General features: G+C 60.6%; 26 protein-coding genes and 1 riboswitch. Of the genes, 7 read left to right on the plus strand and 19 right to left on the minus strand.

All coding sequences use genetic code 11. The annotated features are described in order from the left end of the window. Window positions 1-5 precede the first annotated feature (5 nt). From AB4K19_RS12420 to metZ, 5 genes are all read right to left on the minus strand, one after another. The gene (locus tag AB4K19_RS12420) at window positions 6-1,601 is read right to left on the minus strand and encodes a 5-guanidino-2-oxopentanoate decarboxylase (RefSeq protein WP_436397774.1); all 1,596 of its coding nucleotides are present in this window, start codon (window positions 1,599-1,601) and stop codon (window positions 6-8) included. Between the two features lies 1 nt (window position 1,602). Beyond that, a complete protein-coding gene (locus tag AB4K19_RS12425; RefSeq protein ID WP_375230888.1) occupies window positions 1,603-3,051 on the minus strand; it encodes a TrkH family potassium uptake protein in 1,449 nt (482 codons plus the stop codon). Between the two features lie 77 nt (window positions 3,052-3,128). After that, window positions 3,129-3,365, minus strand: coding sequence for a DUF1127 domain-containing protein (locus AB4K19_RS12430; protein WP_375228668.1), 237 nt, complete (start codon window positions 3,363-3,365; stop codon window positions 3,129-3,131). Between the two features lie 180 nt (window positions 3,366-3,545). After that, on the minus strand, window positions 3,546-4,649 hold the full coding sequence (gene folE2 / locus AB4K19_RS12435) for a GTP cyclohydrolase FolE2 (RefSeq protein ID WP_375228669.1): 1,104 nt from the start codon (window positions 4,647-4,649) through the stop codon (window positions 3,546-3,548). A gap of 167 nt (window positions 4,650-4,816) precedes the next feature. Continuing rightward, a complete protein-coding gene (gene metZ, locus AB4K19_RS12440) occupies window positions 4,817-5,998 on the minus strand; it encodes an O-succinylhomoserine sulfhydrylase (protein WP_436397775.1) in 1,182 nt (393 codons plus the stop codon). A 62-nt stretch (window positions 5,999-6,060) separates the two neighbouring features. Then, a riboswitch (SAM riboswitch) is annotated at window positions 6,061-6,137 on the minus strand. 115 nt (window positions 6,138-6,252) lie between these two features. Here metZ and AB4K19_RS12445 point away from each other — a divergent pair. The 3 genes from AB4K19_RS12445 (at window position 6,253) to AB4K19_RS12455 (ending at window position 8,749) form a co-directional block, all read left to right on the plus strand. Then, the gene (locus AB4K19_RS12445; protein WP_436397776.1) at window positions 6,253-7,227 is read left to right on the plus strand and encodes an alpha/beta hydrolase; all 975 of its coding nucleotides are present in this window, start codon (window positions 6,253-6,255) and stop codon (window positions 7,225-7,227) included. Next, on the plus strand, window positions 7,211-7,915 hold the full coding sequence (locus tag AB4K19_RS12450; RefSeq protein ID WP_436397779.1) for a glutathione S-transferase N-terminal domain-containing protein: 705 nt from the start codon (window positions 7,211-7,213) through the stop codon (window positions 7,913-7,915). The genes AB4K19_RS12445 and AB4K19_RS12450 overlap by 17 nt, the downstream gene beginning before the upstream one ends. 108 nt (window positions 7,916-8,023) lie before the next feature. Continuing rightward, a complete protein-coding gene (locus tag AB4K19_RS12455) occupies window positions 8,024-8,749 on the plus strand; it encodes a Crp/Fnr family transcriptional regulator (protein ID WP_436397782.1) in 726 nt (241 codons plus the stop codon). On the opposite strand, the gene AB4K19_RS12460 is transcribed toward AB4K19_RS12455, so the two are convergent. The 4 genes from AB4K19_RS12460 to AB4K19_RS12475 form a co-directional block, all read right to left on the minus strand. After that, window positions 8,746-9,354, minus strand: a complete 609-nt coding sequence (locus tag AB4K19_RS12460) for an inner membrane-spanning protein YciB (RefSeq protein ID WP_375228673.1) — start codon at window positions 9,352-9,354, stop codon at window positions 8,746-8,748. The two genes, AB4K19_RS12455 and AB4K19_RS12460, sit on opposite strands and share 4 nt — an antisense overlap. A gap of 17 nt (window positions 9,355-9,371) precedes the next feature. Beyond that, entirely contained in the window at window positions 9,372-10,274 is a 903-nt protein-coding gene (locus AB4K19_RS12465; protein ID WP_375228674.1) for an EamA family transporter, read from the minus strand. 85 nt (window positions 10,275-10,359) lie between these two features. Continuing rightward, window positions 10,360-11,781 (minus strand): signal recognition particle-docking protein FtsY, encoded by a 1,422-nt coding sequence (gene ftsY / locus AB4K19_RS12470; protein ID WP_375228675.1) that lies wholly within the window; start codon window positions 11,779-11,781, stop codon window positions 10,360-10,362. 77 nt (window positions 11,782-11,858) lie between these two features. Further along, a complete protein-coding gene (locus AB4K19_RS12475; protein ID WP_375228676.1) occupies window positions 11,859-13,559 on the minus strand; it encodes an NAD(P)H-dependent oxidoreductase subunit E in 1,701 nt (566 codons plus the stop codon). Window positions 13,560-13,884: 325 nt separating this feature from the next. Here AB4K19_RS12475 and AB4K19_RS12480 point away from each other — a divergent pair, with 325 nt between their 5' ends. Further along, window positions 13,885-14,277 carry a hypothetical protein gene (locus AB4K19_RS12480; protein ID WP_375228677.1) on the plus strand — a complete coding sequence of 131 codons (393 nt, stop codon included), beginning with the start codon at window positions 13,885-13,887 and terminating at the stop codon, window positions 14,275-14,277. Between the two features lie 2 nt (window positions 14,278-14,279). On the opposite strand, the gene xseA is transcribed toward AB4K19_RS12480, so the two are convergent. Then, complete coding sequence (gene xseA, locus AB4K19_RS12485) at window positions 14,280-15,845, minus strand: exodeoxyribonuclease VII large subunit (RefSeq protein WP_375228678.1); 1,566 nt, start codon at window positions 15,843-15,845, stop codon at window positions 14,280-14,282. A gap of 80 nt (window positions 15,846-15,925) precedes the next feature. On the opposite strand from xseA, the gene purD reads away from it, so the two are divergent. Then, complete coding sequence (purD, locus tag AB4K19_RS12490) at window positions 15,926-17,188, plus strand: phosphoribosylamine--glycine ligase (protein WP_375228679.1); 1,263 nt, start codon at window positions 15,926-15,928, stop codon at window positions 17,186-17,188. Window positions 17,189-17,197: 9 nt separating this feature from the next. Here the strand turns inward: purD and AB4K19_RS12495 are convergent, their stop codons facing one another. The 3 genes from AB4K19_RS12495 to AB4K19_RS12505 all read right to left on the minus strand — a co-directional run bounded on the left by AB4K19_RS12495 (window position 17,198) and on the right by AB4K19_RS12505 (window position 18,754). Beyond that, entirely contained in the window at window positions 17,198-17,560 is a 363-nt protein-coding gene (locus tag AB4K19_RS12495) for a hypothetical protein (protein WP_375228680.1), read from the minus strand. A gap of 112 nt (window positions 17,561-17,672) precedes the next feature. Next, window positions 17,673-18,398, minus strand: coding sequence for an FG-GAP repeat domain-containing protein (locus AB4K19_RS12500; protein ID WP_375228681.1), 726 nt, complete (start codon window positions 18,396-18,398; stop codon window positions 17,673-17,675). Window positions 18,399-18,430: 32 nt separating this feature from the next. Beyond that, complete coding sequence (locus tag AB4K19_RS12505; protein ID WP_298838712.1) at window positions 18,431-18,754, minus strand: 2Fe-2S iron-sulfur cluster-binding protein; 324 nt, start codon at window positions 18,752-18,754, stop codon at window positions 18,431-18,433. 126 nt (window positions 18,755-18,880) lie between these two features. Between AB4K19_RS12505 and AB4K19_RS12510 the strand changes: the two genes are divergently transcribed. Together AB4K19_RS12510 and AB4K19_RS12515 are read left to right on the plus strand one after the other, a co-directional pair. Continuing rightward, window positions 18,881-19,261, plus strand: a complete 381-nt coding sequence (locus tag AB4K19_RS12510) for an OB-fold nucleic acid binding domain-containing protein (protein ID WP_375228682.1) — start codon at window positions 18,881-18,883, stop codon at window positions 19,259-19,261. Window positions 19,262-19,551: 290 nt separating this feature from the next. Next, window positions 19,552-19,896: a peptidoglycan-binding domain-containing protein gene (locus AB4K19_RS12515; protein WP_375228683.1), complete on the plus strand. Its 345-nt coding sequence runs from the start codon at window positions 19,552-19,554 to the stop codon at window positions 19,894-19,896. A 52-nt stretch (window positions 19,897-19,948) separates the two neighbouring features. On the opposite strand, the gene AB4K19_RS12520 is transcribed toward AB4K19_RS12515, so the two are convergent. From AB4K19_RS12520 to rpiA, 6 genes are all read right to left on the minus strand, one after another. Then, window positions 19,949-21,418: a Do family serine endopeptidase gene (locus AB4K19_RS12520; RefSeq protein WP_375228684.1), complete on the minus strand. Its 1,470-nt coding sequence runs from the start codon at window positions 21,416-21,418 to the stop codon at window positions 19,949-19,951. Between the two features lie 180 nt (window positions 21,419-21,598). Beyond that, window positions 21,599-21,793, minus strand: a complete 195-nt coding sequence (locus AB4K19_RS12525) for a DUF2065 domain-containing protein (RefSeq protein ID WP_375228685.1) — start codon at window positions 21,791-21,793, stop codon at window positions 21,599-21,601. Continuing rightward, entirely contained in the window at window positions 21,790-22,686 is an 897-nt protein-coding gene (gene hflC / locus AB4K19_RS12530) for a protease modulator HflC (RefSeq protein WP_375228686.1), read from the minus strand. The genes AB4K19_RS12525 and hflC overlap by 4 nt, the downstream gene beginning before the upstream one ends. Then, entirely contained in the window at window positions 22,686-23,846 is a 1,161-nt protein-coding gene (gene hflK, locus AB4K19_RS12535; RefSeq protein ID WP_375228687.1) for an FtsH protease activity modulator HflK, read from the minus strand. The genes hflC and hflK overlap by 1 nt, the downstream gene beginning before the upstream one ends. A 72-nt stretch (window positions 23,847-23,918) precedes the next feature. After that, window positions 23,919-25,388 carry an FAD-dependent oxidoreductase gene (locus AB4K19_RS12540; RefSeq protein ID WP_375228688.1) on the minus strand — a complete coding sequence of 490 codons (1,470 nt, stop codon included), beginning with the start codon at window positions 25,386-25,388 and terminating at the stop codon, window positions 23,919-23,921. A 119-nt stretch (window positions 25,389-25,507) separates the two neighbouring features. Beyond that, complete coding sequence (gene rpiA / locus AB4K19_RS12545; RefSeq protein ID WP_375228689.1) at window positions 25,508-26,296, minus strand: ribose-5-phosphate isomerase RpiA; 789 nt, start codon at window positions 26,294-26,296, stop codon at window positions 25,508-25,510. Window positions 26,297-26,381 lie beyond the last annotated feature (85 nt).

Raw genomic sequence — 26,381 nt, forward strand, 5'->3', positions numbered from 1 at the left:
CGCAGCTAGCCCGCAATTCCGGAGTTCACATAGATCAGCGTTGGGCCGTCCGCTTCAAAAGCCGCCCGGACTGCTGACTGCAGAGCGCCGAGATCGGCAGGTGCCGCAGAGCGGGCGCCGAATGCTTCCGCCAGTTTGCAGAAATCAGGGTTGTGCGCGACCACAGCATTGGGCGCAATCTGAGCACGCACCATACTGTCCTCAATCTCGCCCAGTTTGCCATTGTCCCACAGGAAGATAGGCAGGCTCAGACCCAGCTCTACGGCCACACCCAGCTCCTGCATTGTATAATGGAACCCGTAGTCGCCGATGATCGCCATAGTGGGCAGTCCGGGGCGCGCAATCGCACCACCAATGGCCGCTGGCGTGGCATAGCCCAGCGTGCCAAAGCCATATGGATGGTGCCAGTGACCCGGCCGGTCCATGTCCCAGACTTCCTTGGCGGCATAGGCAAACTGCGTCATGTCAGAATAGATCATGGTGCCTTCGGGCAGACACTCCTTCAGCGCATCGCAGACGGGCAGGATGCCGGGGCGCTCAGCGTCCAGTTCAGAGCGCCAGCGCTTGCGGGTTGCGGCAACCTCATCTGCGCTCCATCCCGACGCACTCTGGCTGTCCGCCATCGCAGACAGCAGGGCATCCAGAAAATCCGCGGCATCCGCGTTGATGCGCAGGCCGGCGTTATGGGGGTCCGCCAGAACGGATGCATCGGTGTCGACACGCACAAGCGTCACGTCTTCAGCAATCTTTGCGCGCCACAGATCTACTTCAGCCAGCTCGGTCCCCACCGCAATCACAAGATCAGCGGAAGAAATCACAGCGTGGCTGTCAGGGCGTGCGAGCCAGGAGCCGAACAACAGCGGGTAATCGGGGGGTACGATCCCCCGGCCTGCGTAAGTTGTGAAAACCGCAGAACCTGATTTTTCGGCAACGCGCAGGGCCACGTCGCCCTGGGGCAGATGCGCAGCACCACCGCCGAACACAAACACCGGGCGTTTCGCAGTCTTCAGCATCTGCGCGACGTCACCGCATGCCGGCGCAGGTGCAACCTGTCTGCGTGCGGCATCAAAGTACGCCTCAGGTGGAGCCGGGGCCGCCGCGGCACACCCCGCGGCGATCGGTACCTGAATGTGTTTCGGGCGTTTCCGCTGATGTCGGAATTCGCTGAACGCCCGGTCGATCAGTGTATATGCCGACTCTGCCGTCCGCGCTTCTTCGGACCAGTCGCAGACTGTTTCGGCCGCCGCGCGCTGATCATTCATCTGATGCAGCTGGCCTCGGGTTGCGGCCGTCTCATCAAGGCAGCTTGAGATCACCAGCATCGGCACCGAATCCGACCAGGCCTGCCCCATTGGTGTCATGATATTGCACAGACCCGGCCCGGTGATCACATAGGCCACGCCCGGCTTGCCCGTTGCGCGCGCATAGCCATCGGCCATAAAACCCGCGCCCTGTTCGTGGCGCGCCAGCACATGGGTGATGCCGGCCTCTTCGATGCCCCGGTACATCTCCTGATTATGCACGCCCGGAATGCCAAAAATCACATCGACACCACGGTCTTTGAGCATATGGGATATCTGCGCGCCCAGTGGCCTTTGCATCTCAGTTTCTCCAGAAGTTCACAGTCAGAATGGCGTAGACCGCCAGCAGTTCGAGCCGCCCCAGCAGCATCGCAATGGCCAGCAGCCATTTGGCGGTATCGTTCAGCCCGCCAAAATTCCCCGCAGGGCCGATCTGGTCGCCAAGACCCGGACCTACATTTGACAGCGCGGTCGCGGCACCGGAAACGGCGGTGATGAAGTCCAGCCCCGTGAGGCTGAGGGCAACCGCAAGCAGTCCCAGGGTCACAACAAAGAACATGAAGAAGGACATGACCGAGCTGAGCACTTCCTGATCCACGCGCCGCCTGTCGTAACGCACAACAAACACCCCGTTGGGGGAGCGGATTTTGCGCAGCTGCATCTTGATGGAAGCAAAGAGCAGCTGATACCGGAAAATCTTGATCGAACAGGTCGTTGAACCCGCGCAGCCACCGATCAGGCCGATGAAAAAGAACATCGACACCAGAAACGGCCCCCACCCCATGTAGTCGACCGAGGCATAGCCTGTGCCTGTCATGATCGAGGTCAGGTTAAACAGAGCCTGACGCACCGAGTCGCCCCAGAACTGCGGATTGGTCTGTACGAGCACGGCGGACATGATGACCAGCACCACCACAATCGTTGCAAGAAACGTCAGTACCTGGCTGTCCCGCAATAGCGGCGAGGACTGCCCGTTGATCAGCTGCACATAGCGAACAAAGGGCAGAGCCGCCAGGATCATAAAGAGTGTAGCCGCGTATTCGTGCGGGCCGGAGAAGGCACCAAAGGAGGCGTCATAGTTCGCAAAACCACCCGTCGATACAGTGGTCAGAGCATGCACGGTTGCATCGAATGCCCCCATGCCTAGACCAAGATACACAAGGGCACAGGCCATCGTCAGGGCCAGATAGATCGATGATATCTGGCTTGCGATCTGACCGGCGCGGGGAAGGATTTTCCCCATGGTATCAAAACCTTCGGATTTGAAGATCTGCATCCCGCCCACGCGCAGTTCGGGCAGGAAAACCATCGCCACAACGATGATGCCGATACCACCAAGCCACTGCATGATACCGCGCCAGAGCAGGATGCCCTTCGGCATGTCCTCAAGCCCGGAGAAAACAGTTGATCCGGTGGTTGTCAGCCCCGACATCGCCTCAAAAAACGCATCCACGAAACGAGCATCGGTTTCGCCCAGCACAAAGGGCAATGCACCAAAAAGCGGCAGGGCGATCCAGACAAAGGTGGTCAGCAGAAAGGTCTGCTGAATGGTCAGGCCCTCTTTGACACCGTTGGCGCAGGCACCGGCGATAAGCCCGCCGGCAAGCGTGGTAATCAGCGCGGATTGCGCGAAAACCGGCCAGTGGCCACGGTTTTCAGCAAGATCCACCAGCATGGGCAGCAACATGGCCACGCCCAGCACGGCCACGAGCAAACCGATGACATATCCGACAGGGCGCAGATCCAGCATGAGCGCAGGGTTGGCTGCTGGCCGGACCAGTGTCAAGCACCACCCGGCCAGGTGTCAGTCTGCGCCGCAGATCTGTCTCAGCTGTAATACAGGTCGCTGAAGACGTGACGGACGATGTCGTCGCGCTTCAGGCCGACTGCGGCCAGTTCAGCATCCGAACGGCTTTGCAGATTTTCGACAACCTCGAGACGGCGGCGGGCTTCAGAAGCCAGTACGATAGAGTGTCCCAGGTTGGCAAAGAACTGAACAATGCCGGAATAGGCGGAATGAAGGATGTCGCGAGGAGCGGCGGCGTGAGTATCATGGAAGGCCATTGTGAACCTCTTACCTTTCAGGGGTGTTGTGTTACCGCCTGTATATATACGGGCTGCCCCTGATTAGAATTGCAATCTCTGCATAGCCGCCAGGTCAATGCTGCAGCGCGGCGTTAAAAATAGGTTAAAAGGCGCGCCGTTTCGGACGCGCCTTGCAATGAGTGCATAAGTGAAACCGGTTCAGCCGACGTGGAACAGGGTGTTGAAGAGCTTGGGATCAATGCTTTCGGAAGCAAAGGTGTCGCCTTCCACCAGCACGCTGACGGCATCATGGCTGTGCAGACTTTCCTGGTGGCTCGCGACCACACGGAAGTCTCCGACGCGCACGTCAGACTGCAGTTGCTGACAGAAAAGGCGCGCTGCATCCTCGACAAAAATCGGGTTTGCGGCGTTCAGTTCCGCAAAGGCCTGCTCGTCCTCGCGCTTGACCATCACCTGAGTCTCGGTGGGGACAGCCCGGCGGCAGGCGTCGATCAGATCCTCAAACCACAGACAGCCCGCGTCATTGTCGATTTCCACGGAGACCCGTGCCACGGACCGCTGAGAATGCGGTGTGGCAAGCTGACCGCGCGTGGCCCGCGCATGCTCCGACAGCTCCAGCGAGCAGGGGCAGGTCGAGGAATACACATAATCGAGGTGCATGATTTTTTTACGCACGCCGTCCTGTTCAACCAGTTCCAGCGCAATGTCATAGTACTGATAACCCGACAGGCCAGAACGCAGGCTTTCAACCTTCATCGGAAAGCTGAACCGCATCTGAATGCGCGCGTCAAAGCTCTCAAGGTCGGTGATATAGTCATCAAGTGCGGCTTCGATGACCTCAAAACTGAAGGTCTCTTCCGCATGCCGGTAGAAACTGCGCATGATCCGGGACATGTTGATGCCCTTTTTGTCCGCCTCCAGGCTGACCGTGCCCGTGACAGAAGCTTCCAGCGTCAGATCGCCCGCATCCCGCGTGTGAAAACGGATCGGCAGGCGGAAATTTGAAATACCCACATGCTGGATTTGCTGTTTTGCACCACGGATCAGACTGGACGGTCCGTTCTGCAGGTCAGGCAAGGTGGATTTGTAACCATCATCCACGGCAAAACCTTCGGGGTAGACGCGCGAAAACGCCGGATAGCCGGATGCATCAGAACCCGGCACCAACCCCGCAACAGACGGATCCAATTCCAGAATTTCTGTCTCGCTTGCACCTTTGGCCCACTGACGCAGTACGTCGAGTGCGGCTTCGGCTTCATCGCGATCCGGTGTGGTGCCGACGACGGGTGTGTGGATATTCATCGCTATGTCCCTTGTGACAACGTCTGGCATACACTTAGGGCGTCGCCGCCCGCTTGCCAATCTCAGTCACTTATACGTCATACCTTCGATGCGGGATCACTTTGGATTCCGTACCGCGCAAGGGGAAAATTCGCGCCGCTGCATCAGATCTGACGCGCCAGGCAGCGTCAGGCCACCTGAAGGGCAGCAAGAATATCCGCCACCAGATCATCTGAATGCTCGATCCCGACACTGATCCGGACCAAACCCGGCGTGATACCGAGTATGTCTTTCTGATCATCCGGAAGTCGCTGGTGCGTGGTCGTCGCGGGATGGGTCATAATTGTCTTGGCATCACCAAGGTTGTTGGAGATCACACCGATCCGGATCGCATTCAGAAACCGGAAGGCCGCGTCTTTTCCAACACTGAGATCAATAGAGAGCACGGTTCCGCCCTGCCCCATCTGACGCTGCACCAGATCGTTCTGCGCATGACTGGCAAGGCCCGGATAGATGACACGTGCCAGTTTTTCATGCCCCTCAAGCGCCTGTGCGATAGCCGTCGCGCTGGCCGTCTGGGCCCGCACCCTCAGGTCCATTGTCTCAAGACCCTTGAGCATAACCCATGCGGTGAACGGGCTCATGGAGCCCCCGGTGTGTTTCATGTAGGGCTCGACAGTTTTGCGTATAAATTCCTGTGTCCCGAGGATGACGCCACCCAGCGCGCGCCCCTGTCCGTCGATATGTTTGGTCGCCGAATAAATCACCACATCCGCACCCTGTGCGATTGCGTCGGACCAGACGGGCGTGGCGAAAACATTGTCGACCAGCACTCTGGCACCACGCGCATGTGCAAGCGCTGCAACGCCTGCAATATCGACCACCTGAAGCGTCGGATTGGAAATGGATTCGAAGAAAACTGCTTTTGTGTCTTCCCGGATCGCCGCATCCCACTGGTCAAGATCAGTACCGTCCACAAAGGTGACCTCTACCCCGTAGCGTGTCAGCACCTCCTCGAGCACATAAAGACACGATCCGAATAGCGCCCGCGCAGACACAACGTGATCCCCGGCCCGCAGCATCGACATCAGCGCCCCGGACACAGCCGCCATGCCGGAGGCGGTCGCAAAAGCGTCCTCTGCGCCCTCAAGAGCTGCGATCCGTTCCTCGAACATCGCGACCGTCGGATTGCCGTACCGGGCATAAATGAATTCATCCGGGCCGGATTCCAGGAACCGCGCCTCGGCCTGCTCTGCGCTGTCGTAAACAAAACCCTGCGTCAGAAATATCGCTTCTGACACCTCGCCATACTGGCTGCGGCGGGTACCCGCATGCACAGCACGGGTACGCTTGTTCAGATCTTTTGTCATGTTCATCTCTTTCCGGCCCATACGGGCAATAAAAAAACCCCTGTCACGGTCAGCGCGACGGGGTTTCCTCATCGGTGACCTTTTAGCGGAATGTTTAACGTGGCCCGCAATCCGGTAACAAATCGCCACGCCGCAGCGATAGAACAGAGCTCTGTCCGCGTCAACACCGTCACGGTGCAGTAATATTTCATTCATTCTGCTGTCGTATGCATATGAGACACCTCAACCACAAGATATAGATGGGGGCGCCTCGTATGCCGCTGCTCCGGATCAACGCGACGCCTGACGGGCCCGCGCTGCATAACGCAGATGTGTCTGCATGGGACCACCTGACAAGGGTTGCGCCCGGTCCGGTGGTCATCATGGTCCACGGTTACAAGTACGACCCGGCGCTGGCCGCGCACTGTCCCCATGCGAAGATATTCGGCTACCGGCCGGACAGCTGGCCTGCTGCACTGGGATTTTCAGAAGATTGTGCGTCTGAGGGGCTGGGTATCGCATTCGGCTGGCACGCCCGTGGCCCACTGCGCAAGGTGCACCGGCGGGCTTCCCGGCTGGGACGCAGCCTGGCTGACATCATCGTTGCGGTGCATAGTGCGCAACCGGGGCGCCCGATCCATGTCATCGCGCATTCCATGGGGGCAGAAACTGCTCTGTCCGCCCTGCCCCATCTGCCTGCCGGCGCCCTGCGCCGCATGATCCTGCTGGCAGGTGCCAGTTATGCCGGGCGCGCCAGTGCCATGCTCGACACGCCGGCCGGACGCGCCTCTGAGGTCTTCAACATCACAAGCCGCGAAAACGACCTGTTTGATCTCGCGTTTGAAAGACTGGTGCCCTCTTCTGTTCCGGGCGACACAACAATCGGACTGGGGATCGCCGCACCCAACGTTGCGACGCTGCAGATCGACTGCCCCGAGACCCTTACCGCACTTGCCCGCATCGGCGCTGTGATCGCACCGCCCGACCACCGGGTATGCCACTGGTCCACGTACCGCCGCCGCGGCGTGATGCCCTTTTACAACCACCTGCTGCGTGACGCAGCAGCCCCGGGGGCCCGCAGCCTGGCTGGCATTCTGCCACAGATGCCGGCCCCGCGTTGGTCCGGCCTTCGCAAAGTTGTGAGCCTTCCGCAGCAGCTCAGACATGCGCAGTGGCTTGCCCATCAGGTGAAAAAGCGCATCATGGCCGGGTCACCAGCGCAGGAAAAACAAAATGAGCACGCCTATTGATCTCTACTTCTGGCCCACACCAAACGGCTGGAAGATCTCGATTGCCTTGGAGGAGATGGCGCTGGACTATGAGACGCACCTCATCAATATCGGGGCGGGAGATCAGTTTGCACCGGACTTTCTGAAGATCGCCCCCAACAACCGCATGCCCGCCATCGTGGATCATGATGGCCCCGGCGGTGCGCCGGTCTCCATATTCGAATCCGGTGCCATCCTGCAGTATCTGGCCGAAAAGACCGGGAAATTCGGTGGCACCACGCCGCGCGAAAAGATCGCTGTGACCGAATGGCTGATGTGGCAGATGGGAGGCCTTGGTCCCATGGCCGGTCAGGCGCACCATTTCCTGAAATACGCACCCGCAATGAACCCGCCCAATGACCTGCCCTATGCCAAGGACCGGTACAGGGCCGAGACGGCGCGCCTTTACGGCGTACTTGACCGGCGCCTTGCGGACAACGAATTCGTCGCAGGCGATTTCTATTCGATCGCGGATATGTCTATCTGGGGCTGGGCATCACTTTGGGAAGGGCAACAGCAGACGCTTGACGACAAGCCGCATATGGCCCGTTGGCTCGAAACTCTGTCCGCACGGCCTGGCGTGATTGCCGGGCGCGCGCTCCACGCCGAAAAAAGGGCTGACTTCCGCAAAGACAAGAATGCCCAGGACAGTCTTTTCCGGCGTGACTGACGCCAAAAGCGCGCCCAAAAAATAATACAGCACGTCTCGATTTTCTTTGCATCGGTGCGCATTTTCCCCAACAGTTGCGCCTGTTAGTGAATACTCAGACGGGTTTGCATGTTAGAAACGGCGCTCATTCCGGAAAATCTGGTTTATCTGGCCGGCGCTTTTTATGTCGGCGGCCTGGCTATTACAAACCAGATCATTCTTCGGCTGATGATTCTCGCCGGCACTGGTGTTTATCTGGTCTACTACTCCACGATTGCCGAGAACCCTTTGTGGGAAGCTATCTACGTCAGCATGCTGATCGGGATCGCCAACCTGGGAGGCCTCACAAGCCTGCTGGCGCGCAATTCACGGCTGGCCCTGCCGCGTGCGCATGCGGACATCTATGACACGTTCCCACAGCTGCCGCCGGGTGACTTCCGCGCGCTTCTGAAGCTGGCGCAGCGGTACACCGTCACCGAGGACACGCGCATTACGGTCGAAAACCAGCGCGGTCAGAAACTTTATTACGTGATCGACGGATCTGTGCTGGTCCGCAAGGGGGATCAGGCGTTTGTGCTGACGCCCGGGATATTCATTGGCGAGGTTGCCTTTCTGACGGGCGTGCCGAGTTCGGCAACCACCTGGCTTGAACAGGGGGCCGAAGTTCTGGAATGGTCTTTTGCTGATCTGCACCGCAAGTGCGAACGTTCAACCCGGTTCAAACTTGCGCTGGAAGCGGCCATTTCCATTGATCTGGCGGCCAAAGTGGCCCGCTCAATGGGCCGCGATGCCGTACATGTCGAGAACATTCCGCCGCCCATGGTCGAAGCCCTGGCCAGCGTCAGGGAAGGTTAGGCCTCGTCTGCGGGCTCGTCGGTGATCAGGTATTCCTGCAGCATAACCGTCTGCCACACCAGAAACCCCGCAAGGATCAGCGGGAAGGCAAATGTCTCGATCTTGACCCAGGCGTCCGTGGACATTGTGCGCCAGACCACCTCATTCGCGATGGCGAGCCCGGCGAAAAGTGCACAGAGCCTGCGGGTCAGTATCATCCATCCTTCGTGTCGCATGGGCATCATTTCGTTCATGATCGCCGCCAGCCACGACTGCCCCCGCAGCAGCCCGATCCCGAGCAGCACCGTGAAAAGCCCGTAAACGATCGTGGTTTTCATCTTGAAGAACCGTTCGTCGTTGAACCATGCGGTCAGACCACCAAAGAAAATCACCATGAAGGCGGTGAATATCTGCATCCGGCTGAGCTTGCCGGTCAGCATCCACAGAACGCCCATCGCCACCAACAGGATCGGCACAAAGACGAGTGCTGCAACGATGAACCCGGAGTATTCAGCACCGTTGTAGGTGAACACGTCATCCCGGATCCGCAGATAGATCAGGAAAAACAGAACAGTAGGCCCCAGTTCGAGCACCTGTTTCACAATCGGGTTCACTGGTTTTTCCACGCGTTTGTCCTGCATTGTTATCCGCCCATCTCAACTATCACAGCGCCCAGCGCAATCAATGCCATCAGCGCAATACGTCGCGGTCCGACAGTTTCTTTCAGAAAAACCCAGCCGATGATGGCGGCAAAAACGGTGGATGTTTCACGCAGGACCGCCGCCTCACCCACCTTGTCGAGGCGTGTGGCCATCATCACCGCGCCGAAACTGCAGAATGCGACCAGACCCCCAAAAACGCCACGCATCATCAAAGGCCCCGGTGCCGGTCTGTCCGGCATACGGAGCCACCGGCGCCCTGCGATAATGGGCATCAGAAATCCGTCGATCATGAAAAACCAGGCAAGGAAGGTAAAGGGGTTCGCCGTTGCCCGGATGCCGTAAGCGTCATAGGTGGTATAGAGTGCCACAAACAACCCGGTCAGCACCGCAAGGCCAAGTGCTGCGCGCAGCGTATCCCGCTCGGTCTCCAGAAAGATCATGTTATAGATGGCCAGCCCGAAGATGCCCGCCAGCAACACCCCAACGCCCAGCCACTGTACCCCGGTAAAGGTCTCATTGAAGATCAGATAGGCGCCGATAACGGTGAAAAGCGGGCCTGTGCCGCGCACGACGGGATAGACAACCGTGTAAGCGCCTTTGGTATACGTCCACGCCTGCAGCAGCTTGTAGATGACGTGGATCACCCACACGGCAGCAAAGATCGGCCACATATGCGGCTCAGGCCAGGGCACAACGAAAAGCGCAAAGGGCGCGGCCATGGCCATATAAGAGAAGTCAATCGCCCCGCGTGTGAGCCACGGATCGTAGCGGCCTTTCTGCAGTGCGCCGAAAACAGCGTGCAGGAAGGCTGCCATCAGCGCGAGACCAAGTGCCAGGGTATGCCCGGTTTCAGTACCCTCGATGGAAATGAGCCATTCGGTCACTGTGCTGATGCCGGGGGGCCTGCCCCCCGGTCCCCCCGGGATATTTCAGACCAGAAGAAGGGGCGCGCCTGCGCTGTCGGTTGCATTACTGGCGGACACCCATCAGTGCATCTGCAAAGTCTTTGGGATCAAAGGCGTCGAGATCGTCAATCTGTTCGCCGACGCCGATGGCGTGTATCGGCAGGCCGAACCGGTCAGCGAGTGCGACAAGCACCCCGCCTTTGGCTGTGCCGTCCAGCTTGGTCATCACGAGGCCGGAGACGTCGGAGATATCCCGGAAGACCTTCACCTGGTTCAGCGCATTCTGGCCGGTCGTTGCATCCAGCACCAGCAGCGTGTTGTGCGGTGCGCTTTCATCCTTTTTCCGGATAACGCGCACGATTTTCGCCAGTTCTTCCATCAGGTCGCTGCGGTTCTGCAGCCGGCCCGCGGTGTCGATCAGCAAAAGATCCGCGCCGTCTGCCTGCGCTTTGCCCATCGCATCATAGGCGAGGCTTGCCGGGTCCGAGCCTTCGGGTGCGGTCAGAACCGGCACCCCGGCCCGTTTACCCCAGACCTGGAGCTGTTCGACCGCCGCCGCCCGGAAGGTGTCGCCGGCGGCGATGACTACCTTTTTGCCGGCCGCGCGGAACTGGCTTGCGAGTTTTCCGATGGTTGTGGTTTTGCCGGACCCGTTGACCCCTACGACAAGCACCACCTGTGGCGTTGTCGGATAGAGTGGCAGGGGGCGTGCTACAGGTTCCATGATGCGCGCGATTTCAGTCGCCATCAGTTCTTTGATTTCCTGGACGGAGAGTTTCCGACCGAGGTTGCCTTCGGCCATGTTCGCAACAACGCGCAGGGCCGTTTCCACGCCCATATCCGCGGTGATGAGCAGCTCTTCGAGCTGTTCGAGCATAACGTCGTCCAGCACCCGCCGCACGACGGTTGTCGGTGCACTGCGCCCCAGCAGCCGACCGAACACACCCTGTTTCGGTGCAGGCTCCTCTGGTGCCTCTTCTGTCAGCGCTTCCGCGACCGGTGCGGGGCTGAGTGGCAGCACAACCCGCTCTTCGGGTTCGGGTTCGGGTTCGGGTTCGGGTTCGGGTTCGGGTTCGGGTTCGGGTTCGGGTTCGGGTTCGGGTTCGGGTTCGGGTTCGGGTTCGGGTTCGGGTTCGGGTTCGGGTTCGGGTTCGGGTTCGGGTTGAGAAATCTCAGGCTCAACCACCGGGTCAACCTGTATTTCCTCAGCCACTCCGGCATCGCCGGCGCGCGCCGTCTCACGTTCTTCCAGTGCCGGTTCCGTCTGTACATCAGGCGTATCGGGTATCTTCTCTTCCGTCAGCGCCGGTTCCGGAAGGTCTGTTGCATGGTCCGCAGGGGGCGGAGCAGGCTCTGGAACAGGGGGTTCAGATGGCGCTGTGACAGTTTCTTCGACCCCGCCATCTTCTACGATGGCTTCCAGACCCTCATCGATCTTCGATGACGATTTGAATAACCGGTCTTTGAGTTTTCTGAAGAACGCCATTGCGGCCCCGCCCCGTTTTTATGCAGTGCTTCCCATCTAAGGGGAATTCCTGCCGAGGAAAAGGGCCGCTGCCGGTCTCAGATTTCTTCCGCGAAGTGTTTCATCACCAGACGGATCGGGTTTGGCGCCGCCTGGCCCAGACCGCAGATGGATGCGTCCACCATTGCCGTGCTCAGCTCTTCGAGCAGGCCCTGATCCCACTGGTCCGCCTGCATCAGCTTAACCGCCTTTTCGCACCCGACCCGACAGGGCGTGCACTGGCCACAACTCTCGTCTTCAAAAAACCGCAGCATGTTCAGAGCGGCACCGCGCGCGCTGTCCTGATCTGACAGAACGACGACAGCCGCTGATCCGATGAACGATCCCAGAGGCTGCAGAGTGTCAAAGTCGAGCGGGACGTCATTTATGCTGGCGGGCAGGATCCCTGACGAAGGCCCCCCGGGCTGGTAGGCCTTGAAACGATGTCCTTCGGCCATGCCCCCCGCTGCCTCAATGATATCAGTGATGGTCGACCCGGCGGGCAGCAGATGCACACCCGGGTTCGCCACACGGCCCGACACAGAATAGCTGCGCAGGCCCTTGCGGCCATTCTTCTCTACCGACGACAGCACTTCCGGCCCTTCGCGGCAGATACGGGCGACCCAGTGCAGGGTTTCCACGTTGTGCACCAGCGTCGGCTGCCCGAACACACCCACCTGCGCCACAAAAGGCGGGCGGTGGCGCGGCATGCCGCGTTTGCCTTCAATGCTTTCGATCATCGCGGATTCTTCGCCGCAGATGTAGGCACCGGCACCCCGGCGCAGGTCAATATAGCCCGGAGCAACAATACCCGCATCTTCCAGCGCGCGGATTTCCCGGGCCAGGATTTCCAGGACCGCCGGGTATTCATCACGCATGTAGATGAATGCGGTTTCCGCCTCGACGGCCCAGGCTGCAATCAGCATGCCTTCGAGGAACAGGTGCGGCATGCGTTCCAGATAGTAGCGGTCCTTGAAAGTGCCGGGTTCCCCCTCATCGCCGTTTACAGCCAGATATCGCGGGCCCTCATTGGCACGCACAAAGCCCCATTTTTTACCCGACGGGAAACCTGCACCACCCAAACCGCGCAGTCCTGACGACAGTACCTTTTCCTGTACCGCTTCCCAGTCGCCCCCGTCCCGCAGCGCTTTCAGCGTGGCATAACCGCCACCGGCCTCATAGGCTGCAAAATCCTCGTAACCCGGGACATGCGCGTGGGTATCACCGGCCGCAATCGCGGCCTGAACTTTTTCTGGTGTGGCATGGTCGATGTGGGCATGGCCCAGTTCCAGAACCGGCGCTGTGTCGCAACGGCCCATGCAGGGCGCGCGCAGAACGCGTACCTCGGTCGGGTCCAGCCCATCCTCAAGCGCAGCCTTCAGCTGCTGTGCACCGGCCAGTTCACACGACAGGGAATCGCAGACCCGGATGGTCAGCGCAGGCGGTGGCGTTTCGCCCTCTTTGACCACATCAAAATGGGCATAGAACGTCGCAACTTCGTAAACTTCCGCCATCGACATGCGCATCTCTTCGGCGAGCGCGCGCAGATGCGCGGCAGAAAGATGCCCGTGCGCATCCTGGATTTTATGCAGATGCTCAATCAGCAGATCGGCCCGGCGGGGCGCATCCCCCAGAAGCGTACGCACCTCTTTCCAGGCTTCATCCTGCAGCTGACGGCCTTTGGTGTGATGCCGGCCCTTGCCCTTGCCGGACTTCCAGACGCCTTTGCGCGGTGATTTATCAGTGTTGTCCAGTGCCATAGACTCAGTCTCCGGATCCTGCCGCGCCAATGCGGCTGGCTGATTCTAGCTCATTTCATGCAGGCCATCACAGCCCCGCTGGAGAGAAATTACCGGCAAACCACAGCGATTATACGGCCAGAAACGACACTCCGGTGTCCGATCCGAAACTTCCGCCATTAACCGCGCCCGTCAGGAACGCTTGGAGCACGCCCTTCAAAGAGGTAAACAAAGGGTTAACGCAATACCCTGTCTGACTTCATCCCTGCGCGCAGCCGCCCGCCTTCCGGCACTGCGCCGCGCTATTAAAAGGTACTCCACCGTGTTGAAAAAAATGATGTCTCCGATGCTCGTCCCTCTGCTGGCCGCAAGCGCAGTTCACGCCGCCGAAACAGCCGGCGGCACCATGTCCGCGCAGGAATTTGACGAATACACACGGGGCAAAACCCTGTTCTACGGCGAAAACGGCCAGTCCTACGGTGCTGAGATTTACCTCGACAACCGCCGCGTGCGCTGGTCGTTCCTGGATGGCGAGTGCAAGGAAGGCACCTGGTACGAAGACGCGGGACAGATATGCTTTGTCTATGAGGACAACCCGGATCCGCAGTGCTGGACATTCCGGGAGGAAGGCGGCGGCCTCGTGGCACGGTTCGCCAATCTGCCGGGTGCAACCGAACTTTATGAAGCGCGCGATATCAACGAGGAGATGATCTGTCTTGGTCCCGAGGTCGGGGTCTGAGCTCAGAACAGCGATCCCTGTTCCGGCGGTTTTTTCTTCGCCAACGGTTTGCGCGGGGCCGGACGCGCGGGCTCTGACGCACCGGAGCCGACAGTAATACGGCCGTCCGCGAACTGTATCTCCAGCGTGTCAGCCTCGCCAGCCGCCACACTGTCTGTGACAAGGTTCCCGCCACTGCGCACGACCGCAAAGCCCCGCTCCAGCGTTGCCTCATACCCCAGCGTCCGCCGCAGACGCTCTGCGCTGTCGATGCGGTTCCGCCAGCTGTTGATCTGACGCTGCGCCGCTTCTGCCAGCCGCGCAGACACCCCTGCGAGTTTCTCGGCACGTGCCGCCTGTTCGCGCGCCAGCATCTCTGGCCGGAACCGGCGCAGCCGTGCGCTGAGATCATCCTGTTTGATGCGGATGGCGCGCAACAGCGCGGGGTCAAGCCGGGCCGCGCGGTCCTCCAGACGCCGCGCTTCAACCGACAGACTGCGGCGCAGTGTTGCGGGACGCAGCGAACCGGCAGCATCGGCAAGACGTACCTTTCGCCGCTGCACCCCGGACAGGAGCGCAGGTCCCAGCCGCGCGGTCTGCAGGTCCAGCCGCTGGCGCGGGACATCAAGCAAACTGTCCGGCCGTGGCAATGCACGGGCAAGATCGCGCAGCCGCTGCCCGCGCCGTGTCAGACCGTTGCTCAGGGCCTGCGCCATACGCGCGTCCTGGCTGTCGAGCCAGGCCGCCAGTTCGTGGCGGACCGGCACGGCCAGTTCCGCAGCAGCAGTGGGTGTGGGCGCCCGCTGGTCTGAGACGAAATCAATCAGGGTTGTATCCGTTTCATGACCGACGGCTGAAATCAGCGGAATGTCAGAGGCTGCCGCAGCACGGGCCACGATTTCTTCATTGAACCCCCAGAGGTCCTCGACCGACCCGCCCCCCCGCGCGACAATCAGCAGATCGGGGCGCGGCAGCGCGCCGCCCGGGGTCAGCGCATTAAATCCGGCGATGGCGCGGGCTACTTCAGGTGCACAGGCCTGTCCCTGGACCGCCACCGGCCAGATCAGAACCTTGCGCGGGAACCTGTCGCGCAGGCGGTGGAGAATATCGCGGATCACCGCCCCCTGCGGAGATGTCACCACGCCGATGATATCGGGCAGATAGGGCAACGGCTTTTTGCGCGCGGGATCAAACAGCCCCTCCGCTTCCAGTGCCTTCTTGCGCTTTTCCAGCATCGCCATCAGCGCGCCTTCTCCGGCAACAGCCAGACGCTGTGTGTTCAGCCCGAATTTCGACTGAAACCCGGAGGCAGTCATTTTGCCTTCGGCAACGACTTCCATACCTTCCTCGGGCATCATGCCCAGCCCCGGCACCTGGCCCTTCCAGGTCATGCAGGACAACACCGAGCGGTCATCTTTCAGGTCAAAATAAAGATGTCCCGACCGCGCCAGCACCACACGGCCCACCTCGCCGCGCACCCGGACCCAGCCGAGTTCGCTCTCGACCAGCTTTTTGACCGCGCCGCCGATCTCGGACACGGTGAATTCGGGTGTGTTTGACCCCTCTTTGGGGCTGTCGATCAGGTCCATTGCTGCTCTGGTGTTGTCGTTTTCCCGGCCACAGCTTAGAACGCCCGAAACGCAAAGACCATGCAGATCAGGAGCGCCCCATGAACATTCTCATCCTCGGCAGTGGCGGGCGCGAACACGCTCTGGCCTGGGCAGTTCTGCAGAACCCCAAATGCGACCGGCTGATCGTGGCTCCCGGCAATGCGGGCATCGCGGAAATCGCGGACTGCGCTACGATTGACATCAACAACGGTGGCACCGTCGTGACATTTGCCGAGGAAAACGCCATCGATTTTGTGATTGTCGGCCCCGAAGCGCCGCTCGCCGCTGGTGTCGCGGACCGGCTGCGTGCTGCCGGTATTCTCGTGTTTGGTCCTGGTGCGGAGGCTGCGCAGCTGGAGGCGTCAAAGGCCTTCACCAAGGAAATCTGCGATGCTGCAGGCGCGCCGACGGCCGCTTATGGCCATTTCACGGATGCCGCGTCTGCACGCGCCTATGTCGAGGCGCAGGGCGCGCCCATCGTGATCAAGGCGGATGGCCTTGCAGCAGGCAAGGGCGTGATCATTGCCCAGACGACCGAAGACGCACTGGCCGCCGTGGATGACATGTTCGACGGCGCATTCGGTGACGCCGGCGCGGAGGTCGTGATCGAAGAATTTATGGAAGGCGAAGAGGCTTCGTTCTTTGTGCTGTGTGATGGCGAAGACGTGCTGCCCATCGGCACAGCCCAGGACCACAAACGTGTGGGCGAAGGCGACACCGGGCCCAACACCGGTGGCATGGGGGCCTACTCGCCTGCGCCGGTCATGACGGATGCCGTCATCAATGCAACGCTGGACCGGATCGTCCGTCCGACCATGGCGGAAATGTCCCGCCGTGGCATGCCATATCAGGGCGTTCTTTTTGTGGGTCTGATGATCAGAGATGGCGCGCCACGCCTGGTGGAATACAACGTGCGTTTCGGCGATCCGGAATGTCAGGCGCTGATGATGCGTCTGGGAGCACAGGCGCTTGATCTGATGCACGCCGCCGCCGAAGGACGTCTTGCCGGAATGCAGGTCAACTGGGCCGATGATCATGCGCTGACGGTCGTGCTCGCCGCCAGCGGGTATCCCGGTGCGTATGAGAAAGGCTCCGTGATCGGCGGTCTGGAAGACCTGCCATCCGACAGCAGCCGGATGGTGTTCCACGCCGGCACCGGGCGCGCCCAGGGCCGGTTCACGGCCCAGGGCGGTCGTGTTCTGGCTGTGACAGCACGTGCTGAGAGCCTTCGCGCTGCGCAGAAGGAAGCCTACCGCATGGTCGATGAGATCGACTGGCCCGACGGGTTCTGCCGCCGCGACATCGGCTGGCGCGCGCTCTGACCCGCGGCGTCAGTTGCAGGTGAAACTGCCGCCTGACTGTCCGTAGAGCTCGCGGATCCACAGGCTTTTGCCTGAATAGCGCATCTCGATCTTCATTTCGCGATGCCGCGCACCGTTCTGCCAGGCGCCTCCGACGCCGCCATTCTGGTTGGAAATCACCTCAATATCATAGCGGTTGCCCGCCTGATCACGGAATACTGCATGGTGGTTGTACGTGTTGCTGCGCGGATAGTAGTCGACCTTGAAAACACCCTGCAAAGGCACCCCGTCAAAAGACCCGGTGCAGTACCCCTGATAGACAGACTGCGCAGAAACCTGTGACGCCATGGCGATCAGCAGGGCGGCGACAATCCCCGAATACCTCTTAAACATTGAGGCCTCCTCTTTAAGAAATGCGACAATAAAAATCTTCAACTCCGGGCAGAATACCACAGAGCACCGTATTTTCTAAGCAGGAAAGCCCTTGCGGCGGCGCCGGGCCGGGTCAGCCGTCGCAGACGAGTGCAGCTTCGAAACTCTGCGGGCCTTCAAACCGGGCCACCTGTTTCGCCGCCACGCTCCCGTTCCGCAGGGTCAGTGCCACGACATTCCGCCACGGCGCATCCGCCACGATCATCTCAGGACCAGCGCCGCAGTCCCGCAGCCCGCCCGATATGAAATCCTCACCTATCCGGTGATTGCTGACACCGGCATAGCGCGCAACCTGGTCGAAGCTGCCATCACGCCAGCGCCAGATCCGAAGCGTTTTCGCCAGATGTGGCCGGTCGACATAAGCGATCTCAATATGGCCGTCCCCATCCAGATCAGCAGCCCCTACCGGCGCCAGCCAGCGAAACCGCGTGCCGATGTTCGGTGTCGCGGCCAGTTCGCGGATGCCGTCGGCAAAAAGCGCATAGATCACAAGACGCGCCCCAAGTTGCGCATCACTCTCCACCACAACAACTTCAGGAGCCCCGTCACCGGTGATATCCCAAAGCCTCGGGGCGACATCCTCAAAGACGCGGCCCTCCGGCGCCTGAATACTGGTTGTCGCGCCTGCCGCCGTGAACCGCAGGGTTTTCCACTCAATGGCATCCCCCAGAACACCATGCGCGTATTCCGCCGTGGGGTCTGCGAACACAGCACCGGTAATCGTCTCGGCGGCCACCGCTGTGCCCGCATGCCACAGGCACAGCGTCAGAAGCGCGCGGCGGGCGCAACCGCGCCACACGCGAGACGCCCGGCGCCGCGCCCTCTTCCGCATCAGATCTGTTTTTCCGGCATCTGAACAACAAGACCGTCCAGCGCATCCGTGACCTTCAGTTGACAGGTCAGGCGGGACCGCGCCGGATCGGGCTCATAGGCGAAATCCAGCATGTCCTCTTCCATATCTTCCTTGGCCGGCAGTTTGTCGGCCCAGGCCGGATCCACATAGACATGGCAGGTCGAGCAGGCACAGGCGCCACCGCAATCAGCCTCGATACCGGGAATATTGTTGTCCCGTGCACCTTCCATAACGGTCAGCCCGTTGGCGACCTCAACAACATGCTCTTTGCCGCCGTGTTCGATATAGGTGATCTTTGCCACGTCTTCGGGTCCCTTCTGATTTCTCTGCGCCTATCTCTATCCGGGCGATATGGGGCGCGCCAGCCTGTTTTGCAAACGCGAACAGCCGGGCTTGCTGCAGTCGTGATATGTTCTATATTTGTTCTCATGCGGGTTCTCACATCTCCTCCCAACACGCTTTCCCCTGACCGGTCCGGTGACTGGCCCCGCCCTCCGTCCTGTCTGATCGCCGCGCGGCTGGACGAGCCACCGGTCAATGCGCGGATCACCGTCGCGGGTCTTGTGATCCTGCGGCAGCGGCCCGGCACCGCGAAGGGAGTGATCTTTGTCACGCTGGAGGATGAGACCGGCGTCGTGAACATCATCGTCTGGCGTCACATCTATGAACGCTTCCGCCGGGCCGTGATCGCGGGGCGGATGCTGCGCGTGACAGGCCGCCTGCAACGCGCACATTCGGTGACCCATGTGCTGGCGGAACAGATCGAGGATATCTCGCCGATGCTCGACACGCTGGTTGCACCGGTTTAGCAAAGATCTGCGGGGGCGGCAGATATCACCCTGCACGACAAAGGGGCGGGATATTGGCGGAAAGCTCAGGATCAAACCGGCGCACAGGTCCGGGACTGCTTTTGGTCCTGACATCCTGTACCGCCTGCACACCGGCCGTGTCTCCACCCCCCTCGACCGGTCTCAACCCATCCGTCGCTACTATTACACAGCCCGCCGATCCTACCCGCAGTGCACCTGAGGGAGTTCCTGACAACACCTGCTGGGACAGGACCACGACCCCGGCTGAAGTCAGGACAACAACGCGCGCCGTGGAAACCACGCCCGCAGAAACCAGCGGGACGGGCACCATCCGGACGCCGGCCGTCTTTCGCAACGAGGAGGTCACAGAGATCAGCAGGCCAAGGGAAGACATCTGGTTCGAGGTTCTCTGCCCGGCCCGGATGACCCCTGACGTCACGGCCACCCTGCAGCGTGCACTGATCGCCCGTGGCTACCTGCAGGGACCCGCTGACGGTATTTACGACGAACGCACCCGCGCTGCCGTCGCCACCATGCAAACACAGAAGGGATATCCGGGCAAAGGCCTGAGTCTTGCGGCAGCCCGCGCCCTTGGCCTGGTCGTCACCCCGGCGCCGGATACCGGACCGGCGTAAAAAGGGGTGCCGCTTTGGCACCCCTTTCCAGTCAGACCACCATGTGGACTGATTATTCTTCGGCCTCTTCGAGCGACAGCGCCACAAACCGTGGATCCCCGGCCCGGCGCACCAGCAGAAGGAGTGACTTGCGACCGGCTTCACGGGCGTCTTCCACCCGCGCTTCCAGTTCCGCCACAGTGCCGACTTTCTGCTGTCCGGCCTCGACAATCACGTCACCGGCACGCAGACCTTTTTCAAAGGCCTCGGAGGCTTCGTCCACCTCGGTCACCGCGAGGCCAAGCACGCCATCTCCCGCGCCCAGTTCCTCGCGCAATTCGTCGTCCAGAACCTGCAGGGTCAGCCCGAGCATCTGCGTTGTGGCCGGCTCATCCGCGTCCGGCGCCGGTGCAGCGGCAGGTACGGCGCCCTCGGCTTCCTCGCGGCGTCCCAGCGTCACGCGCAGCACCTTGGATTTGCCATCACGCAGTACGGTAACACGCACGGTCTCTCCGACCGGACTGTTGCCCACGCGGCGTACCAGCTCGCGGGTGTCTGCAACGGATTCGCCGGCAAAGCTGATGATCAGGTCGCCCGCTTCCATACCAGCCTCGCGCGCGGGACCCTCAGGCACATCTGTGACCAGCGCACCGGAGGCCTCCTCGACGCCCATGGCCTCTGCCATATCCTCAGTCAGATCCTGGATGCGTACACCCAGCCAGCCGCGGCGTGTTTCGCCGAATTCCTTCAGCTGCGCTACAACGCGCGTCACCACATTCGATGCCATCGAAAAGCCGATGCCGATGGACCCGCCATTGGGTGACAGGATCGCTGTGTTCACACCGATCACATCGCCGTCCATGTTAAAGAGCGGCCCACCGGAGTTGCCCCGGTTAATCGCCGCATCCGTCTGAATGTAGTCGTCATAGGTGCCGCTCAGCGCACGGTTCCGGGCCGATACAATACCGGCAGAGACCGAAAAGCCCTGACCCAGCGGGTTGCCCATGGCAATCACCCAGTCCCCCACACGGGCCGTGTTGCTGTCGCCGAAAGAAACGAAAGGCAGGGCTTCCTCCGCCTCGACTTTCAGCAGCGCGATGTCAGTGTTGGGGTCAGTGCCGATCACTTCGGCTTCGAGTTCTTCGCCATTGAAAAACTCGATCAGGATTTCGTCTGCGCCTTCGATTACGTGGTTGTTCGTAACAACAAAACCATCTTCGGAAATGACAAAACCCGAGCCCAGCGCGGAAGACCGGCGCGGGTTGTCCTCGTCACCGCCGCGGTCGCGGAAAAAATCCTCGAAAGGCGATCCTTCAGGCACGATGCCCTGCGGACCTGTGCGGCGCGACACCACGGTCGATGTTGTGATGTTCACCACCGACGGGCTGATTTTTTCAGCCAGCGGCGCAAGGCTTGCCTGTTGTGCCAGCGCCGCCAGGGGGTGAATAAGCATGAATGCCAGCGTCAGAAACGCCAGTAAAATAACGCGCGGGTGCACGTTGGGTGAAATAGATCCGGACAGAGATACCGCCTTGGGCTGCATGCGTTGCCTCCTCGCTCTCGTAAATGGCCGCTCGGGCCTCAGTTGCAAAAGTTCCGCGACTGCGGTTCATCACTGCATGTAGGGTGACAGGGTTGCAACAACCAAGATGGGTCGCCGGTTCCCGGTTTCAACTATATGTGACCAATGCGTGAAATGCCGATGAACTGACGGGTCCCGCATTCAGAGCCCCAGATGCAGCGCCAGCCAGACCAGAATCCCGCCCGAGACGACCACGAGCCAGCCGATCTGGCGCACCGCAGCTTCCGGCAGCGACCGCAGCATTTCCAGCATACGTTCCACAAGCGAAGGGGCCAGCGCATAGGCCAGCCCCTCCAGAATCATCACCAGCCCAAGGGCCAGAAGAAGAATGCTCACCGCTCGCCCTCTTCCGAACGTGCCCCCTGGTCGGAGCGCAGGTAATTGAAGAACTCAGAGTCCGGCGACAGCACCATTGTCGAGTTCTGCCCCTGCAATGCGCGTTCGTAGGCCGTGAGCGACCGGTAGAATTCAAAGAACTCAGGATCGGCGCCGAAAGCATCCGCGAAAATGGCGTTGCGTTCCGCGTCAGCCTGACCACGCACAATCTCAGCTTCACGCGTCGCATCAGAGGTCAGTTCGATAACCGTTCTGTCCGCGAGAGCACGCACCCGCTGGGCCGCTTCTTCACCACGGGCGATTTCGTCCGCCGCTTCACGCTCACGTTCCGCACGCATACGCGCAAAAGTGGCATCAAGGTTCTGATCCGGCAGGTTGGTCTGCTTCAGACGCACGTCAACCACTTCAAGGCCCAGGGGCAGCGCGCTGGCGCGGGCCCGTGCGGTGATCCGCGCCATCAGGTCCGCCCTGTCCGCGGACAGAATGGTGTTGGACGTCACGCCATCAGAACCCAGAACCGCCCGGATGGTCGGGTTCAGGATGCCTTCCAGCCGGCGTTCTGCATCACGCAGACCACCGATACCAACCGCCTGACGGAACTGAACAACGTCAGAAATGCGATACCGCGCAAAGGCGTCCACAACCAGACGACGGTCATCCGAAGGCGTTACCTCGGTCGGTTGCGTATCAAGCGACAGGATACGGTCGTCATAGCGCACCACTTCCTGAATGAACGGGACTTTAAAGGCCAGACCCGGATCTTCCTTGACCGATTTGATCTGTCCGAACTGCAGAACCAGCGCTTTTTCGCGTTCGTCCACGATGAAGACAGAGCTCAGTACACCGACAGCCGCAATCACGACCAGCGGGATCAGAAATTTGGAAGCACCCATCAGTTCGTCCCTCCGGTTGTCGAGCGGCGCAGTTCGTTCAGCGGCAGGTAAGGCACGATGCCCTGACCACCGGAACCACCGGCCTCGCTCTCGAGAATGATTTTATCTACATCGCCCAGAACACGTTCCATCGTTTCCAGATAGAGACGTTTACGCGTCACTTCCGGCGCCTTGGCGTATTCCTCAAGCACGGATGTAAAACGCGCGGCCTCACCCTGGGCTTCGTTCACGACCTGTGCGCGGTAGGCTTCTGCCCGCTCAAGCTGGCTTGCGGCCTCACCACGCGCACCCGCTGTCACACGGTTTGCGTAGGCGTCCGCCTGACGCTCCAGACGGTCACGCTCCTGTTCCGCGGCCTGCACCTCACGGAAGCTGTCAATCACTTCGCGCGGCGGGTCGGCCTTGTCGAGGTTCAGACGCACGACATTCACGCCGCTGTCATAGGCATCAAGGGTGCCCTGGATCAGCTGTGCTGCTTCATCCGCAATCACCTGCCGGTCTCTGTTCAGAATGGGGGCAAGCTGGTTCCGGGCAATGACTTCGCGCATCGCCGATTCAGACACCGCGCGGATCGTTTCCTGCGGTTCCGCCAGATTGAAAAGGAATTTCGCCGGATCGCTGATGTTCCAGACGACCTGGAAATCAATGTCGATGATGTTCTCATCCGTGGTCAGCATCAGACCTGTGCCGGACCGTGCGCCGATATCCTCGGTCTGTTCGCGCGTCACCGGCAGCACTTCCGCTGTTACCAGCGGCCAGGGCGCAAAGTTCAGACCGGAATTGCCGGTTGCGTAGTATTCGCCGAGGAAGAGCTCAACAGACTGCTCTTCGGGCGCCACGGTGTAGAGGCTGGCCATCAGCCAGGCACCCACAGCACCGATCGCAATCAAACCGACCGTACCGCGTGTCAGAGCCGGACCACCGCCGCCACCGCCACGCTGGCCGCCGCCACCGTTGCGGCCGCCGCCGTCTTTGCCGCCCATCAGGACCCGCAGACGTTCCTGACCCTTTTTGACCAGCTCATCGACATCCGGGATCTGGGGTCCGTCATTGCGGGGCCCGCGCGGTCCGCCGCCGCCGTCACCGCCCGATCCACCGTTCGGTCTGTCTCCGCCCGAATTTCCGCCGCCCCCCCAGGGGCCGCCATTGTTGCCAGCCATTAATTCTTTTTCCTTCCTCAACCGCCGTTACGCGACAAATGCATGCCATAGGTACGACGAAACGCGCGGAATTCAAGCCGTGCGCATCGGGTTCCGCATTGTCACGATCTCTTCGGACATTGTGGGGTGAACCGCAACCGTCCGGTCGAAGTCTTCCTTGGTCGCGCCCATCTTTACCGCGATCCCTGCCAGCTGGATCATTTCACCCGCATTTGGCGCCACGATATGGCAGCCCAGCACCTTTCTGGTGGCCTTGGAGACAATGAGTTTCATCAGCACGCGGTCCGGCCGGCCGGCAAAAGCCGTCTGCATCGGCCGGAAAGACGTGCAGTAAACTTCGACCGGTTCCTGATCGCGTGCGGCCTCTTCGCTCATGCCAACCGTGCCCATTTCGGGCTGCGTGAAGATGGCAGATGGAATCAGCTCGTGATCCACCGCCGTGGGTTCACCTTGGAAAACCGTGTTCACAAAGGCCATGCCCTCGCGGATCGCAACCGGCGTCAGGTTCACCCGGTCGGTCACATCGCCAATGGCATAGATCGACGGCACAGCGGTCTGGCTGTATTCGTCGACGATGATTTCGCCCCGGCGGCCCAGCTTCACGCCCGCTTCCTCAAGACCCATGTCATGGGTATTCGGGTCCCGACCGGTGGCAAACAGCACCACGTCAAAGACTTCCTCGCTGCCGTTGGTGGATTTGACCCAGACAGGTCCGGAGGTTTCACCCGCCTCGCGGGTGTGCGCTGTTTCGGCCAGTTCACGCGCCATGCCACCCATTGCCGCGTCGCTGGGCGTGCCGGCGCCCGACAGGGAATGATCCGCATCCGCCGGGGCCATTTCCACGATATTTGTGCCGACCTTAAGATCGATCCCTTTCTCGCGCATGGATTCGGCTACCAGTCCGCGCGCCTCATCGTCAAAGCCCCGCAGGATCTGCGCACCACGGTAATACTGCGTCACCTTCACGCCGAGGCCATTCATGATCCCCGCGAATTCACAGGCGATGTAACCACCGCCCACGATCAGGATAGATTTCGGCAGTTCTTTCAGGTGAAAGATGTCATCCGAGACAATGCCAAGCTGCGCATTGGGTATTTCAGGCCGCACCGGATGCCCGCCGGTTGCCACGAGAATATGTTTCGCGGTCTTTTTCTCGCCGGTCGACAGTTCAACTTCATGCGGGCCCGCAATCTTTGCCCGCGCATCAAAGGTTTCCACGCCGGAACCTGCCAGCAGATTGCGGTAAACCTGCTCCAGCCGGTTCAGCTCCTCGTTCAGGCGGCCCTGAAACGACGACCAGTCAAAAGGCCCCTGCTGCAGGTCCCAGCCATAAGAGCGCGCATCATCCACAACGTCGGCATATTCCGAAGCGAAAACCATCAGCTTTTTCGGCACGCAGCCGCGGATGACACAGGTGCCGCCGTAACGGTCATCTTCTGCCAGCGCTACCTTTGCACCCGCCTCGCCTGCGGCAACCCGTGCGGCACGTACACCGCCTGATCCGCCACCGATGACAAAAAGATCATAGTCAAATTCGCTCATATCGGGGGCCTTTCAGGTATTGCGCCGTTCCGGGACGCTGTTTTGCATTGCTGTGTCGGGTTGCTGATCTGCAGTGCCGGTGGCCTGCGTGCAAGCCAGGTCACCGAACTGTGATCGGCTCAGTCAGACAGGTCCGAGAAAAGATTGTCGCCCTCTGCGAGATCCAGCTGTTCTGCGTCCACACGGCCTTCGGCGATGTCGTGGATCTCAACCCGCCCGTCACCAAAGCCGATGATGACACGGTCGCAGATATCAATAAAGAGCCCGTTCTCGACCACGCCAGGCATCTGGTTCAGGACCAGCGCCAGCTGGCGCGCGTTGCCGATCCGTTTGAGGTGCAGATCAAGGATGTGGTTGCCCTCGTCCGTCACAAAGGGCGTATCACCATTCATGCGCAGCGCCGTTGACCGGCCCAGCACATCCATCGACACCAGGGTCTCTTCGACCAGCGCCTGCGTGGTCTGCAGACCAAAGGGGATTACTTCGATGGGCAGCGGGAATGCCCCCAGCGTGTCGACCTTTTTGCCTGCATCCGCGATGACGATCATCTGATCTGACGCTGTGGCCACAATCTTTTCCTGCAGCAGCGCGCCGCCGCCGCCCTTGATCAGGTTCAGCTCGCTGTCAAACTCGTCAGCACCGTCAATGGTCAGGTCCAGCCACCGGGCCTCGTCCAGGGTCACCACCTCGATACCCACCTCGCGGGCCAGCTCTGCGGTACGGGTGGATGTCGGAACGCCCTTGATCTTCAGCCCTTCATCCCGGACCATCTCGCCCAGACATTTGACCAGCCAGGCCGCTGTCGAACCGGTCCCCAGCCCCACTTTCATGCCGCTTTCAACGTATTGGGCAGCACGCTTTGCGGAAATGAACTTCGCTTTGTCGATCGGGGAGAGGTCAGAGGGCATTTCGCAGGTTCCTGTAACTGGCAGTCCCCGGCCTTATAGGAAACAAGTGCAGGCGGCGCGAGGCCTCATTTGTGGCCGCCGGCAG

Origin of the sequence: Roseobacter phycocola (genome assembly GCF_042055075.2) — a bacterium.
GTDB lineage: Bacteria > Pseudomonadota > Alphaproteobacteria > Rhodobacterales > Rhodobacteraceae > Roseobacter.

What these genes read in the sequence shown, in the direction of transcription:
- AB4K19_RS12510 (WP_375228682.1), top strand. Translation starts at nt 18,881, where the DNA reads ATGCGGGTTCTCACATCTCCTCCCAACACGCTTTCCCCTGACCGGTCC.
- xseA (WP_375228678.1), bottom strand. Translation starts at nt 15,845, where the DNA reads ATGGACCTGATCGACAGCCCCAAAGAGGGGTCAAACACACCCGAATTC.
- AB4K19_RS12425 (WP_375230888.1), bottom strand. Translation starts at nt 3,051, where the DNA reads ATGCTGGATCTGCGCCCTGTCGGATATGTCATCGGTTTGCTCGTGGCC.
- ftsY (WP_375228675.1), bottom strand. Translation starts at nt 11,781, where the DNA reads ATGGCGTTCTTCAGAAAACTCAAAGACCGGTTATTCAAATCGTCATCG.
- hflC (WP_375228686.1), bottom strand. Translation starts at nt 22,686, where the DNA reads ATGGGTGCTTCCAAATTTCTGATCCCGCTGGTCGTGATTGCGGCTGTC.
- AB4K19_RS12520 (WP_375228684.1), bottom strand. Translation starts at nt 21,418, where the DNA reads ATGCAGCCCAAGGCGGTATCTCTGTCCGGATCTATTTCACCCAACGTG.
- AB4K19_RS12450 (WP_436397779.1), top strand. Translation starts at nt 7,211, where the DNA reads ATGAGCACGCCTATTGATCTCTACTTCTGGCCCACACCAAACGGCTGG.
- AB4K19_RS12480 (WP_375228677.1), top strand. Translation starts at nt 13,885, where the DNA reads ATGCTCGTCCCTCTGCTGGCCGCAAGCGCAGTTCACGCCGCCGAAACA.
- AB4K19_RS12420 (WP_436397774.1), bottom strand. Translation starts at nt 1,601, where the DNA reads ATGCAAAGGCCACTGGGCGCGCAGATATCCCATATGCTCAAAGACCGT.
- AB4K19_RS12430 (WP_375228668.1), bottom strand. Translation starts at nt 3,365, where the DNA reads ATGGCCTTCCATGATACTCACGCCGCCGCTCCTCGCGACATCCTTCAT.
- hflK (WP_375228687.1), bottom strand. Translation starts at nt 23,846, where the DNA reads ATGGCTGGCAACAATGGCGGCCCCTGGGGGGGCGGCGGAAATTCGGGC.
- folE2 (WP_375228669.1), bottom strand. Translation starts at nt 4,649, where the DNA reads ATGAATATCCACACACCCGTCGTCGGCACCACACCGGATCGCGATGAA.
- AB4K19_RS12455 (WP_436397782.1), top strand. Translation starts at nt 8,024, where the DNA reads ATGTTAGAAACGGCGCTCATTCCGGAAAATCTGGTTTATCTGGCCGGC.
- AB4K19_RS12445 (WP_436397776.1), top strand. Translation starts at nt 6,253, where the DNA reads ATGCCGCTGCTCCGGATCAACGCGACGCCTGACGGGCCCGCGCTGCAT.
- rpiA (WP_375228689.1), bottom strand. Translation starts at nt 26,296, where the DNA reads ATGCCCTCTGACCTCTCCCCGATCGACAAAGCGAAGTTCATTTCCGCA.
- AB4K19_RS12475 (WP_375228676.1), bottom strand. Translation starts at nt 13,559, where the DNA reads ATGGCACTGGACAACACTGATAAATCACCGCGCAAAGGCGTCTGGAAG.
- purD (WP_375228679.1), top strand. Translation starts at nt 15,926, where the DNA reads ATGAACATTCTCATCCTCGGCAGTGGCGGGCGCGAACACGCTCTGGCC.
- metZ (WP_436397775.1), bottom strand. Translation starts at nt 5,998, where the DNA reads ATGACAAAAGATCTGAACAAGCGTACCCGTGCTGTGCATGCGGGTACC.
- AB4K19_RS12495 (WP_375228680.1), bottom strand. Translation starts at nt 17,560, where the DNA reads ATGTTTAAGAGGTATTCGGGGATTGTCGCCGCCCTGCTGATCGCCATG.
- AB4K19_RS12540 (WP_375228688.1), bottom strand. Translation starts at nt 25,388, where the DNA reads ATGAGCGAATTTGACTATGATCTTTTTGTCATCGGTGGCGGATCAGGC.